Genomic DNA, 13689 nt, shown 5'->3' with positions numbered 1-13689 from the left:
ACTCCCGCCGCCTGTTCAGGCTTCGTAGTAATTATAAATCCCCGCCGCCATCACCAACTGCGATGCCACTTCATAGGCTTTTTCCCGCCCGACCAGCAGATCAATAATCTTTAAGCCAAAATCAATGCTCGTGCCTGGCCCCTGACTGGTGAGCAATTTTACGCGTGGATCCCAGACAACGCGTTTGTCCTGCCACTGCTCCGCCGGTATTTTCTCTTTCAGCGCCGGGAAGCCGGTCATATTGCCTAGTGGGAACAGGTTGTGAGGCACCAATACGGTAGCTGCCGCTGCGCATATGGCCGCGACGATACGTCCGGAGGCATGGAATTGCCGTACGGTCTCTACCAGCAGTGGGCTGTCACGGAAACATTCTGCCCCCTTAATTCCGCCCGGTAAGACGATAATGTCGTAATCACCGTCTGCCACAGAGACCAGCGGCGCATCTGCCAGCAGCTTGACCCCACGCGAGCAGGTGATCGCAAGATTACCGTCACTGGCAACGCTGGCGGTGGTCACGCTGATGCCGCCACGAACAAGCAGGTCGATAGTGGTGACCGCTTCGGTCTCTTCACTACCAGGGGCGAGACATACCAGAGCTGATGCGCTCATACTCACTCTCCTTACGTTTCACTAAGTCATACAGGCGGGCGTTTTCCGGCACCGCGATACCGTGGGCACGGGCGCGTTTGAGCAGGTAGCCTGTGATGTAATCGCACTCGGTATGACGCATGGCGCGAATGTCCTGCAACATTGAGGAAATATTATCCGCCGTGTTATCGATCACCTGGTATACGTAGCTGAGTAACTCATCAGCCGAGATATGGTGGCCTTCACGTTCGATAACGGCAGCGACCTCGTGGGTGATTTTCTTGATTTCATCGGGAAAGTTACGTAAATCGCCGTTTCGGCAATTTTCCAGCGCGCTCAGCGGATTCACCACGCAATTAACCGCCAGTTTGCGCCAGAGAGCCGGGCGAATGTTGTTGTGCCAGGCCACGTCCGGAAGCACCTCCTGCAGACTATCAGCCAGATAGCTAAAGTCGCCGTCCTGCTGCCTCGCCGGGCCAATATGCGTCGTGCCGCTGGCAACATGTACAATGACATTGCCGTCGCGGCGCGCCGCGTGCGTCGTGGTGCCAATCAGTAAGGGCTGCGACAGTGATTTCAGCTCTTCTACCGTGCCCATGCCGTTATGAATCAGCAAAATGGGTGTGGTGGCTGGCAACATCGCCGCTAAACCTCTTACCGCGTCAGAAACCTGCCAGGCTTTAAGCGTGACCAGCAATAAGTCGCTGCTCGCCAGAAATTCGGGATCGTTCGCGGTCAGGGATTCGTTAAAAATGGAGCCGTCTTCATCAACCAGGTTCACACTGCAAAAGGGTTGCGGTACGCGCAACCAACCCTGTACTTCGTGTCCATGCTTGCACAGAGCAGTTAACCACAATTGCCCTAAAGCACCGCATCCGAGTACGGTAATTTTCATTGTTCCTCCTCACCTGCAACTGCGCCAGGTGTCACTGCTTACAGTATAGCGCCGTCAGCACTGCATTCGGCTATTACAAGTTGAGTTATGCTTGGTTGCGGGTATTATGCATCGCAATAAACACTGAGGGAGAAGAAAAGATGCCATCTTTCGATATTGTTTCTGAGGTTGATCTTCAGGAAGTCCGCAACGCCATTGAAAATGCGACCCGTGAAGTCGAAACACGCTTCGATTTTCGTAACGTTGAAGCCACTTTTGAGCTGAATGAACAGAATAAGACGATCAAAGTTCTCAGTGAGTCCGATTTTCAGGTCAATCAATTGCTGGATATCCTGCGCGCGAAGCTGTTAAAACGCGGTATCGAAGGCACATCAATTGATGTTCCGGAAGAGTTTGTCCACAGCGGCAAAACCTGGTTCGTTGAAACCAAACTTAAGCAGGGCATTGAGAACGCCGTTGCCAAAAAAATCGTTAAGCTGATTAAAGACAGCAAACTGAAAGTGCAGACGCAAATTCAGGGCGAAGAGATTCGCGTCACCGGGAAATCCCGCGACGATCTGCAGTCGACAATGGCGCTGGTACGCGGCGGTAATCTGGGACAGCCTTTCCAGTTCAAAAACTTCCGCGATTAATAAAAAAGCGGGATTTCCCCGCTTTTTTTATGCCCCTTTGATGGCTTGCTCAACCTCGAAACGGTTGGTGACTTTGCTGTCTATTTTGACGTAGGCGCTGCGTTCCTCCGCGACGACCAGCACTTCGCTTACCCCGCTAGTTGCCAGCAGCCGCTCCTGCAGTGAGGCATCTGGCGTGACACCTTCCGGTATGGCAATGCGCAGGCTACTGACATAGGGCGGTTCCTGCATACTTCCGGCGACCAGCAGCCAGATCATGGACAGCAGCGCGCCCGCCAGAAAGACCGTCTGTGAGTCGAACAGGCCGTCGACCCAGCCACCGAGCGCGCCGCCAATCGCCACCCCAAGGAACTGGCTGGTGGAGTAAATCCCCATCGCCGTGCCTTTGTATCCGGCAGGGGCTTCTTTGCTAATAAGCGACGGTAGCAAGGCTTCCATCAGGTTAAAGGCGAGGAAGAAAATCTGAACCCCCAGCACCAGTTCCCAGAAATGGGGACCCGCCCCCCAGAGCACGATCTCCGCAATAAGCAGCAGCGCGACGCAAAATACAAACACGCGCTTCATGCGGCGCTTCACTTCCGCATAAATAATAAAAGGCACCACGGAAACAAACGACACCAGCATCGTAACAAGATAGATTTTCCAGTGATCGCGGGCGGCAAATCCGGCGGCTTCAAGCATGCCCGGCAGGGCGACGAAGGTGGACATTAGCAGGATATGCAGACACATGATGCCGAAGTTCAGTTTCAGCAGTTTCGGACTGGCGATGACCTGACTAAAGCAGCCTTTTACCATCCCGGAGTCCCGGTTAAGCACGTGGTTGTGGCTGTTTGGCACCACCCACAATGTTAACGCGATACCCAGGGTCGCCAGCGCGGCAATCAGCCAGAAGAGGGCGTGCAGGCCCAGTGTGTGGGTGATGATCGGGCCAAGCACCATCGCGATAGCAAAGGTCACGCCGAAACTGACGCCAATAAACGCCATGGCTTTAGTGCGATTTTGTTCACGGGTTAAATCAGAAAGCAGAGCCATCACCGCGGCGGCAATGGCGCCGGAGCCCTGGAGCGCGCGCCCAAGAATAATGCCCCAGATGGAATCTGAGAGGGCCGCAATAATGCTGCCGATCACAAAGATGGCGAGGCCACCGACGATAAGCGGTTTGCGACCAACGCGGTCTGAAAGCAGACCAAAGGGAATTTGAAACACCGCCTGTGCCAGGCCGTAAATGCCAATCGCCAGACCAATCAGCGCCTCGCTGGCACCCTGTAATGCCATGCCATACGTGGTCAGAACGGGCAGGACCATAAACATGCCAAGCATGCGCAGGGAAAAAACAGTCCCTAAACCCCAGGTTGCGCGCAACTCGCCTGGCGTCATTTTATAATCGTTCATTACCACCTCAATCGAAAAACAGGCCATAGTTTAGGCGGGGCGCCAGGCGCGGTAAATAGGTGATTGTTTAATAGATATTACGAGGCTGTGAACGGTATTTATTTCGCTGCCAGCACACATTAACTACCCAGCCGAAACGGACCGACTCTGGAAACGTGCCGCGAAAGAATTATAAAGGCCATATCGCGGTAAAGAGACGAGGGGAGGGGGCTATGGGGAGGTGGAACGCTGTAGCCAACTGACAGACATAAAAAAGCCGGGTTATCCCCGGCTTTTAAAAGGCGTTATCCGTTACCAGACAGCCGCGAGCAGACTGTGAGAGTCAGGGACCATAAAATCCACTGACATCATCACGCTTAACGCGGTAATCGCGATGATGGAAAAGCCGAACAGCTTACGCGCCCAGACTTTGTCATCTTCCACTTTGTAGCCACGCAGCGCCATACCCAGCCACCATACGCTTACGGCCGCGGCAACCACCAGATATTTATACCCGGCGTAACCGCCAAGGGAGAGCATCAGTGTTGCGACCGCAAAAGCGATGATATAGAGCGTGATATGGTTTTTGGCGACCGAAATGCCTTTCACCACCGGCAGTACCGGGATGTTTGCCGCCTGGTAATCTTTAAAGCGGAAAATGGCGATGGCGTACGAATGAGGCATCTGCCAGAGGCTGAAAATCGCCAGCAGAATAGCCGCACCGCTGTCAAACCCGCCGGTGACGGCACAGTAGCCAATCACCGGAGGCGCTGCGCCGGAAAGCGAGCCGATCAGCGTGCCGTAGACCGAGTGGCGTTTCATATACAGGCTATAGACGCCCACATACACCACAAAGCCCATCACCCCCAGCCAGCAGGCCAGAGGATTCGCGCCAAACCACAGCAGCATGAAGCCAGCAATACCCAACAAGGCAGCGTAAACCAGCGAGACTTTCGGCGAAATCAGGCCCCGGACCAGCACGCGGTTTTTCGTCCGCTCCATCTTCTTATCGATGTCACGGTCAATGTAGTTGTTAAATACACAACCGGAGGCGACAACCAGCGACACGCCAACCAGCGTGTAGACGAACAGCGGGTAATCAATATGGCCTTTAGAGGCCAGCAGGAACCCACCGATCACCGAGATCAGGTTGCCAAAAATAATGCCAGGTTTCGTTACTTGCAGGTATTGCTTCAACATACTCGCCGCTCTTAGTGAACCATCATGTTGTAGTTGAGGTTCCACATGATCCAGATGGAGCCGACTACCAGGATTGCGATGATAATCACGGTAAAGACGAAAGCTGTCATATTCCAGCCTTCATCGGACTTCGTGTTCATGTGCAGGAAGCAAACCAGATGCACCAGAATCTGCACAACCGCGGTAACCAGTACGGTGCCCAGAATCGCAGCATGAGATGCCGTGCCGCTCATCACCATCCAGAACGGAATAACCGTCAGGATGACCGACAGGATAAAACCTGTCATGTAGGTTTTTACGCTACCGTGGGAAGCGCCATGTTCCGTTGAATGACTCATTACATCGCCCCCATCAGATAGACTACAGAGAACACACAGATCCACACCACGTCCAGGAAGTGCCAGAACAGGCTCAGGCACATGATACGGGTACGGTTAGTGCTGGTCAGGCCGCGACGCGAAACCTGGAACATCAGCACTGCCATCCATACCAGACCCGAGGTTACGTGCAGACCGTGGGTGCCGACCAGCGCGAAGAACGCGGAGAGGAAGCCACTGCGGTCCGGACCCATACCTTCTGCGATCAGGTGATGGAATTCATAAATCTCCATTCCTACGAACCCGGCACCGAACAAGAAGGTCAGTGCCAGCCAGGAAATAACCTGGCTTTTGTTGTTTTTGTACATGGCGATCGCCGCCATGCCGTAGGTGATGGAGCTGAATAACAGCAGTGCGGTTTCTACCAGGACGAACGGCAGCTCGAAGATGTCCTTGCCAGTCGGGCCACCCGCCGTGCCGTTCACCAGAACGGCATAGGTAGCAAACAGGCATGAGAACAAAATGCAGTCGCTCATCAGGTAGATCCAGAACCCAAATACCTTAGTCGGGCCTGCATCGTGGTGCCCATGTTCGTGCGCGTGGGCATTCGCATGCGTTAAAGTATCAGTTGCCATTTTTCAGCCCTGCCTTAGAAATCTCATCGAAATGCTGTTTTTCCAGTTTTTCGATTTCTGCAACCGGTACGTAGTAATCCACGTCCTCGTCGAAGCTTTTCACAATCCAGGTAATGATCATGCCGGCGAAGCCAACAATCGCCATCCACCAGATGTGCCAGATCATCGCGAAACCAAACACCGTTGCGAAGGCGGCAATCACAACGCCCGCACCGCTGTTTTTCGGCATATGAATTTCTTCATAATGCGCCGGTTGCTTGTACGCTTCGCCTTTTTCTTTCATTTCCCAGAAGGAATCACGTTCGTGAATCTCAGGAACCACAGCGAAGTTATAGAACGGCGGCGGAGAAGAAGTCGCCCATTCCAGCGTACGGCCACCCCACGGGTCACCGGTCAGGTCACGGTTCTGGTCGCGGTCGCGAATAGACACGTAAATCTGAATCAGCAGGCAGAGGATACCAATAGCAATCAGTGCCGCACCGCAGGCTGCAATCACCAGCATAGAGTGGAACTGCGGATCAATCTGCTGGCTCAGGCGACGGGTCATACCCATAAAGCCCAGCACGTACAGCGGCATAAATGCCACGAAGAAGCCAATGATCCAGAACCAGAATGCGCGTTTGCCCCAGGTTTCATTCAGCGTGAAACCAAATGCCTTCGGCCACCAGTAGGTCAGGCCTGCGAAGCAACCGAACACCACACCGCCGATAATCACGTTATGGAAGTGGGCAATCAGGAACAGACTGTTGTGCAGGACGAAGTCCGCACCCGGCACCGCCAGCAGAACGCCGGTCATACCGCCCACCGAGAAGGTGACGATAAAGCCGATGGTCCACAGCATCGCAGAGTGGAACACGATGCGACCCTGGTACATGGTGAACAGCCAGTTGAAGATCTTCACCCCGGTCGGGATAGCGATGATCATCGTCGTAATACCAAAGAAGGCGTTTACGTTCGCGCCTGCACCCATCGTAAAGAAGTGGTGCAGCCAGACGATGAACGACAGGATGGTAATACAGATGGTCGCCCATACCAGCGAAGTGTAACCAAACAGACGTTTACGCGAGAAGGTCGCTGCGATTTCGGAGAATACCCCGAATACCGGCAGAACCAGGATGTACACTTCCGGATGGCCCCAGGCCCAAATCAGGTTGATGTACATCATCATGTTGCCGCCCATATCGTTGGTAAAGAAATGGGTACCGATATAACGGTCGAGGGTCAACAGCGCGATGGTCACGGTCAGAATGGGGAACGAGACGATAATCAGTACGTTGGCGCACAGAGATGCCCAGGTAAAGACTGGCATCTTGAACATACCCATGCCCGGCGCACGCATCTTCAGAATCGTTACGAAGAAGTTGATACCGGTCAGCGTCGTACCGATACCAGAGAGCTGGAGTGCCCAGATCCAGTAATCGACCCCGACACCAGGGCTGTATTCAATTCCCGACAGCGGCGGATAAGCCAGCCAACCCGTCTGCGCGAACTCACCGACGCCCAGAGAGATGTTAACCAGAATCACACCGACAACCGTGAACCAGAAGCTCAGGTTGTTCAGGAACGGGAACGCCACGTCACGCGCGCCGATCTGTAGCGGAACCACGAGGTTCATCAGACCGATAACGAATGGCATCGCCACGAAGAAGATCATGATCACACCGTGAGCGGTGAAAATCTGATCGTAGTGGTGAGGTGGCAGGAAACCTGCTTCCCCGGCAGAAGCCAGCGCCTGCTGACTACGCATCATCACGGCGTCTGCAAAGCCACGCAGCAGCATAACGACTGCAACCGCAACATACATAATGCCAAGACGTTTGTGGTCTACAGAGGTAAACCATTCATTCCACAGCCATGCCCACTTTTTGAAGTAAGTGAGCAGACCGACTACCGCCAGTCCCCCGACGATAATCGCAGCAACCGTGACCATAATAATGGGTTCATGGTACGGCACTGCATCCAGTGTAAGTTTTCCGAACATCGTATTCTTCCTCGACCCCTTTAGTGAGAGGCTTCCGCGTGGCTCATGTCCATGCCTTCCATACCTTCATGCGAGGCGTGCTCACCTTCTGGCTGGGTCATGTCCATGCTCTTGCCGTGGCCCATAAATTTGTTGATAACGTCTTTAAACAAATCGGGTTTCACGCTGGAGAAGTATTCAACCTTATTGTATTCGCTTGGTGCGGCAACTTTCTCGTAAGCATCCATGTCAGCCATGGTGTTCTGAGATTGTTTCACTTTAGCGACCCATTGGTCGAACGCTGCGCGGTCCGGCGTGGCGATAGCTTTGAACTTCATACCGGAGAAGCCTGGTCCGCTATAGCTGGCGGAGATACCGTCGTAGGTACCGGCTTCATTGGCGATAAGATGCAGTTTGGTCTGCATACCCGCCATCGCGTAGATCTGGCTGCCCAGACGCGGGATAAAGAACGAGTTCATCACGGAGTTGGAGGTCACCTTGAATTCCACCGGAGTGTTCGCCGGGAAGGCGATTTCATTCACGGTAGCAATGCCTTGTTCCGGGTAGATGAAGAACCATTTCCAGTCCATGGCGACAACTTCAATGGTGACAGGTGTTTCGTCATGCGCCAGCGGTTTGCTCGGTTCGAGCGAGTGGGTAGTTTTCCAGGTGAGTACAGCAAGGAACAGGATGATCAGAATCGGCACCGTCCAGACCACAGCTTCAACTTTGTTGGAGTGTGACCAGTTAGGGCTATACTTCGCATCTTTATTGCTCGCACGGTACTTCCAGGCGAAACCAACGGCCATCAAGATGGCGGGAATAACGACAATCAACATCAGGCCAAATGCCGTCAGTATCAGCGAACGTTGCTCCAGTCCAATCTGTCCTTTGGGGTCAAGTAGTGCAGAATCACAGCCACTGAGTAAAATCGTGCCTGCAAATAATGACAACCATCCCAAACTTTTATTGTATTTCCTGAGTCTCATTTACCGACCTCAATTCCACGGGGATCTGGTGGCGTTTAAAGTGTGCGGGCATTTTACGGGAAGGTTACATTACTGTAAACATGAATGGCGTAGTGTCAGTATGGTGTTACTGGGTTCTGCCGATTATGTCACACGAAATGCAACAACCTGTAAAATCGGGTGTTCGCACAGCCTGCCATTAAGGTTATAACGAAATCCCAGGAATACAATAAGGGGGCGGGTAAATTGGTATAACCAATCAAAATCATAAACAATTGCTTAACAATATTTCAGCATTTATTGAACATTACTGGAAACATATAATTAATAACCGTGCTGAATCGTTCAAGAGTAACCCTTAATTAATACCGCACAAAATAATTAAAGAAATTTTCTTACCCTCTCGATAAATATTCGTATGTTGAATATTTTATTCTTGCTCGTTTATTGAACGAAATAATAACTGAAAGGTAATATCTAAAGCGAATCCGCATAACTTGCTGATTATTATATTGCGATTCGTTTTTGCTTTTTTATCAGTGACTAAGGGATGGAAATGGCCATAACAGGAAACGACTCGCCAATTATTGGGATAGATCTGGGAACATCGAACAGTGCAGTCGCGTGGTTTGACGGTGAAAACCCACAGTTGCTCACGGGCGCGCTGGGCGAACGATTGACCCCCTCAGTGGTTGGACTGGACGATGACGGTAGTCTGCTGGTGGGTGAAGCGGCGAAAGCGCGACTGGTCAGTCATCCTCACCTGACCATTGCCAGTTTCAAACGCTACATGGGAACAGATAAGACGTGGAGTCTGGGGTCACGCCGGTTCCGGGCAGAAGAGCTGTCGGCATTGGTGCTACGTAAACTGAAGACTGACGCTGAAGTTGCGCTGGGTGGCACTGTTTCTCGCGCCGTCATCACCGTACCGGCTTATTTTAATGACGTTCAGCGTAAAGCGGTTAAAGCGGCTGGAAGACTGGCCGGGCTTGAGGTTGAGCGCTTGCTGAATGAACCCACCGCGGCATCGTTGGCATATGGGCTTGCGGATAATCGCGAGCAAAAATTCCTGATTTTCGATCTCGGCGGCGGCACCTTCGATGTCTCCATCGTCGATATGTTTGAAGGGGTGATTGAAGTTCGCGCCAGCAGCGGCGATGCCTGGCTTGGTGGCGATGATTTTACCCAGGCTATTCGTCAATGGATGCAGGAGCGTTACCCTGCGCTAGCTCATCCGAATACAGAGTGTGCGGCGGAGTTAACCCGGATTGCCGAAGCGTTCAAATGCGCACTGAGCCAGCAGGATGAGACCAGCGCGACGCTGAGTTATAACGGTGAAGAGTACTGTTGGACATTAACGGCTGAGACCTTTGCTGGTTGTGCCGCCTCACTTCTCACGCGGCTAAAAAAACCGGTTGTACAGGCTTTGCAGGATGCGCATTTCGACCCCGAACACCTCGACCATGTCATTCTGGTGGGGGGCGCCACCCGGATGCCGATTGTTCGTCAGATGGCGACCCGCATGTTCGGACGCTTCCCGCGTAGCGAATTAAACCCCGATGAAGTGGTGGCCCTTGGTGCTGGTGTTCAGGCCGGACTGATTGCCCAGGCATGCGCGCTGGATGATATTGTCCTGACCGATGTCATGCCCTATTCCCTGGGGATCGAGGTTTCACGCAGAACTGGCGACAAAATCGATACCGGCCATTTCCTGCCGATTATTGAACGCAACGCCTTTGTACCGGTGAGCGTGATGAAAACCGTGAGCACGCTGTTTGATAATCAACAGTATCTGGAGATAGAAGTTTACCAGGGGGAAGCCCGTCGGGTCAGCGACAATCTGTTGCTGGACAAAATGAAGATTAACGTCCCGCGTCGTAAAGCCGGTGACGTGAGCGCTGACATCCGCTTCACCTATACGCTGGACGGCATTCTTGAGGTTGAATGTAAAGTTCAGGGTGAAGAGACCGCATCAACCCTGGTCATTGAAAAAGTGCCCGGCCAGCTCAGCGAAGAGGAGATACGTGAACGTCTTCGTCAGCTTGATGGCCTGAAAATGCATCCCCGTGATGTGCCAGAAAATCGTCATTTACTGGCAGAGGCTTCTCGTTGTTACGAACGGCATCTTGGGGAGCGGCGACAAATTATCGATCACTATACCAGCCTGTTTGAACAGTCACTTGATCGCCAGGATGTACGTATGATTGCCGCCGCGCGGGATGAATTGCGTCAGGTGCTCAACCAATTTGATGATGGGATTTAAGTGATGTCGACAATGTGGGAAACACTGGGCATCGAACCAACAACCGATGAATCCACCATTCGCCGGGCATACGCGCGAGAGCTTAAGTTGCATCGTCCCGATCAGGATCCGCAAGGCTACCAGCTACTGCGTGAAGCGTTCGATGCGGCGAAAGCATTCGCAAAAGGCGAGATAATCTGGCTGGACGATGACAATGTGAAAGCGGTCATCAATCTGGACCGGGCGTTGTCTGAGTTACCGCAAGCTGAATCACAAGAGGCCGTGCAGCCAGCGCTCCCACCGCAGCCAGACTGGCAGCGAGAAACCCTTGAGGAGGATGCCAAGCGCTTTTCCGTCCAGTTACTTGCTGATGAAAGTGACGCGCTAAATGCGCTGCGATTCTATCTTGATCACCACCTGCCTGATGCCCTGGAAGCCCGACGGGTGTTTAGCCTTGAGCTGGCCCAGGCGTTGAGTCAACGACCGGGCATTTCCCGGAGTCTGGTGAACAATGTGTCGGACATTATGGGATGGGATCTGGGTGGGTATCGCGATTCCCAACTGCCTTATTGGATCGTTCACGCCCTGGAAACGCAAATTGAGGCGACTGCTGCGGACCATCATTGGGACTATTTACGCCGACAGGCTAGCCTGGATCGACAGAGCCGTCTGGCCTGGCGAATCCTCAGTGGCGAAATAGCGCATTTACCCTGGTGGGCGCGACTCATTCCAGATTTTGTTCAGGGGTTGTTGAATCAGGTGGCTGAGATCAAAAATGCTTATCCACAGTTGCTGGAACGAGTTAACCCGGCGCTGCTCCGGCTCCTTTCGACTCCCACGCCAGCCGTCTCCTGGGGGGCGCTGATCGCTATCTGGTTCTGGGGATTTGCTCTTTATATCCAGGTGCGGGCTGATGAACATTTGGTCTGGCAGGCGGTAACCATGGTGGGGATTGTGATCCTGTACTTATGGGGGGCGCCTGTGTTGCTGGCGTGCTACGAACGTAAGGCACTTCTCGCACGCATAAGCCATATTTTCTTCTGGCTACTTTCATGGGTCATTATGGCGGTCCCGTTGTTCCACATCTACGCGCTACTGTATCACTATCCGCCAGCGAGTGCGGGCGTTGCGCGGGTCTGTATGTTTACTGCGGTGATTGCTTACCCTGTCTGGTGGCTGGTGCGCAGTAATTTACATCAGTGGTACGCAATACCCTTTAATGGCGTCGTGAAACTGATCATGTTGCCTATCTTGTTTCTCAAGCAGTTGCCGCCGATGGTCAATGTCGTCGGGCTTATCATCCTGCCACCGTTATACAGTTACGTTATTAAGTGGCTCTATTTTTTCAATTAATCACTGTGCGAGCGCCAGCGATGCTGGCGCTTTCAGACAACACGTGTTTTGCGTAGCGCCAGAAAATCTAATAATCCGCCATAGACAATACCCACCAGCGCCAGTAATGCGCCGAATTCCAGCAACGTACTGCCAATGTCGATATGGACCCATCCGCTGGCGTTCACTATCAGGATGACCAGCCAGAAACCCAGTAACAGACAGCCAGTAGAAAGCAGGCGTAATGCCAGGCGGTAGGCTTTGGCAAACTCAGTGCGTGGCATAAAACGTTCTGTGCGCTGCGTGAATTCAAGCGTCTCTTTACAGAGCAGCAGCATCAACAGACCTGGCAGGGCAGCCGCGATAGAGAACAGGTAAAACATCGACCAGCCATGGGCTTCAACAAACCAGCCTGCCAGCGGCCCAACGTAAACCCGACCAACAGCAGATAACGCGGAAAGCAGGGCAAACTGGGTGGCAGAAAAGGACTTATTGCACAGTGTCATTAACAGCGCAACGAAGGCAGACGTGCCCATACCGCCGCAGAGATTTTCCAGAAAAACCGCTGACGCCATGCTGATCATATCTTTCGGCGTCACGGCAAGCAGCCAGTATCCCGCATTCGAAATGCCTTGCAGCAGACCGAAAATCAGCAACGCGCGAAACAGCGACAAGCGTTGCATTAATACACCGCCCCAGAGTGCGCCAATAATAGTGGCGATAAGCCCAAGGGTTTTGTTGACCACGCCCACTTCACCGGCATCAAACCCGACGCCGCGAATCAGAAAGGTGGTGGTCAGGCTCATCGCGAACGCGTCACCAAGCTTATAAAGGACAATCAATAGCAAGATAAGCCAGGCATTATTGCGACCGAAGAAATCACGCAGCGGTTCGACAACGGCTTGCTCCAGTGAACGCGGTGCCGGGATAGCGTCGGTCGGTTCAGGGGCCAGCAACGTTGCGATAATGCACGGGATCAACAGTCCGGCCATCAGCCAGTACATGCCTTGCCAGCCGAGCCAGCGGTCCGCCAGCCACAGCGCCAGACCGCCAGACACTAACATGCCTAAGCGATAACCCAGAACGCTGATTGCCGCTCCGGTTCCGCGCTCCTCTGCCGGTAGCACATCCGTTTTCCACGCATCGAAAACAATGTCCTGTGAAGCAGAACAAAAAGCGATAACGACGGCCAGACCTGCCATCCATCGCAAATGACTGCCTGGCTCAAGAAAGCCCATCGCAGCGACCGCGACAAGTAAACCCAGTTGTGTCAGGAGTAGCCAACCGCGGCGTCGGCCAAGGAAGGGCGGGGTATAGCGGTCCATCATTGGCGACCAGAGAAATTTAAAAACATAGGCCTGGCCGACAAGCGAGAAGAAACCGATGGTTTTCAGATCGACGTTAGCTACTGTCATCCACGCCTGGAGCGTACCGGATGTCAGCGCCAGTGGTAAACCTGAGGCGAAGCCCAGCATCAGCAGAATGGCTGATTTGGGTTGCTGAAATATACGAAGGTAATGACTGGACATGGTTGAGTACTGGCCCGGCG

At 53.1% G+C, this 13689-nt stretch carries 12 protein-coding genes; 3 read left to right on the top strand and 9 right to left on the bottom strand.

The features are described 5' to 3' along the window. Positions 1-15: 15 nt before the first annotated feature. Both yajL and panE read right to left on the bottom strand, forming a co-directional pair. Positions 16-609, bottom strand: coding sequence for a protein deglycase YajL (gene yajL / locus MRY16398_RS22565; RefSeq protein WP_041852515.1), 594 nt, complete (start codon positions 607-609; stop codon positions 16-18). Then, positions 572-1483 carry a 2-dehydropantoate 2-reductase gene (gene panE / locus MRY16398_RS22560; RefSeq protein WP_041852514.1) on the bottom strand — a complete coding sequence of 304 codons (912 nt, stop codon included), beginning with the start codon at positions 1481-1483 and terminating at the stop codon, positions 572-574. Before panE ends, yajL begins: the two co-directional genes overlap by 38 nt. A 140-nt stretch (positions 1484-1623) precedes the next feature. Between panE and MRY16398_RS22555 the strand changes: the two genes are divergently transcribed. Further along, complete coding sequence (locus MRY16398_RS22555; RefSeq protein WP_125125219.1) at positions 1624-2115, top strand: YajQ family cyclic di-GMP-binding protein; 492 nt, start codon at positions 1624-1626, stop codon at positions 2113-2115. A gap of 27 nt (positions 2116-2142) precedes the next feature. Here MRY16398_RS22555 and MRY16398_RS22550 read toward each other — a convergent pair whose 3' ends face one another. The 6 genes from MRY16398_RS22550 to cyoA all read right to left on the bottom strand — a co-directional run bounded on the left by MRY16398_RS22550 (position 2143) and on the right by cyoA (position 8587). Then, on the bottom strand, positions 2143-3507 hold the full coding sequence (locus MRY16398_RS22550; RefSeq protein WP_071195947.1) for an MFS transporter: 1365 nt from the start codon (positions 3505-3507) through the stop codon (positions 2143-2145). Between the two features lie 291 nt (positions 3508-3798). After that, complete coding sequence (cyoE, locus tag MRY16398_RS22545; RefSeq protein ID WP_041852512.1) at positions 3799-4686, bottom strand: heme o synthase; 888 nt, start codon at positions 4684-4686, stop codon at positions 3799-3801. A gap of 11 nt (positions 4687-4697) precedes the next feature. Then, positions 4698-5024, bottom strand: a complete 327-nt coding sequence (locus MRY16398_RS22540) for a cytochrome o ubiquinol oxidase subunit IV (protein ID WP_041852511.1) — start codon at positions 5022-5024, stop codon at positions 4698-4700. Beyond that, positions 5024-5638: a cytochrome o ubiquinol oxidase subunit III gene (locus MRY16398_RS22535; protein ID WP_041852510.1), complete on the bottom strand. Its 615-nt coding sequence runs from the start codon at positions 5636-5638 to the stop codon at positions 5024-5026. The genes MRY16398_RS22540 and MRY16398_RS22535 overlap by 1 nt, the downstream gene beginning before the upstream one ends. After that, positions 5628-7619: a cytochrome o ubiquinol oxidase subunit I gene (gene cyoB, locus MRY16398_RS22530; protein ID WP_071195838.1), complete on the bottom strand. Its 1992-nt coding sequence runs from the start codon at positions 7617-7619 to the stop codon at positions 5628-5630. Before cyoB ends, MRY16398_RS22535 begins: the two co-directional genes overlap by 11 nt. Before the next feature lie 20 nt (positions 7620-7639). Then, positions 7640-8587 (bottom strand): cytochrome o ubiquinol oxidase subunit II, encoded by a 948-nt coding sequence (gene cyoA, locus MRY16398_RS22525; RefSeq protein WP_041852508.1) that lies wholly within the window; start codon positions 8585-8587, stop codon positions 7640-7642. A 535-nt stretch (positions 8588-9122) separates the two neighbouring features. On the opposite strand from cyoA, the gene MRY16398_RS22520 reads away from it, so the two are divergent. Together MRY16398_RS22520 and MRY16398_RS22515 are read left to right on the top strand one after the other, a co-directional pair. After that, the gene (locus tag MRY16398_RS22520) at positions 9123-10829 is read left to right on the top strand and encodes a molecular chaperone HscC (RefSeq protein ID WP_125125218.1); all 1707 of its coding nucleotides are present in this window, start codon (positions 9123-9125) and stop codon (positions 10827-10829) included. 3 nt (positions 10830-10832) lie between these two features. Continuing rightward, positions 10833-12161 (top strand): J domain-containing protein, encoded by a 1329-nt coding sequence (locus MRY16398_RS22515; protein ID WP_125125217.1) that lies wholly within the window; start codon positions 10833-10835, stop codon positions 12159-12161. 32 nt (positions 12162-12193) lie between these two features. Here the strand turns inward: MRY16398_RS22515 and ampG are convergent, their stop codons facing one another. After that, positions 12194-13669 carry a muropeptide MFS transporter AmpG gene (ampG, locus tag MRY16398_RS22510; RefSeq protein ID WP_071195834.1) on the bottom strand — a complete coding sequence of 492 codons (1476 nt, stop codon included), beginning with the start codon at positions 13667-13669 and terminating at the stop codon, positions 12194-12196. Positions 13670-13689: the final 20 nt, after the last annotated feature.

The sequence above is a fragment of the Phytobacter sp. MRY16-398 genome (genome assembly GCF_003925915.1).
In the GTDB taxonomy this organism is placed as follows: domain Bacteria; phylum Pseudomonadota; class Gammaproteobacteria; order Enterobacterales; family Enterobacteriaceae; genus Phytobacter; species Phytobacter diazotrophicus.
This window is presented reverse-complemented; position numbering and strand designations above follow the sequence as displayed.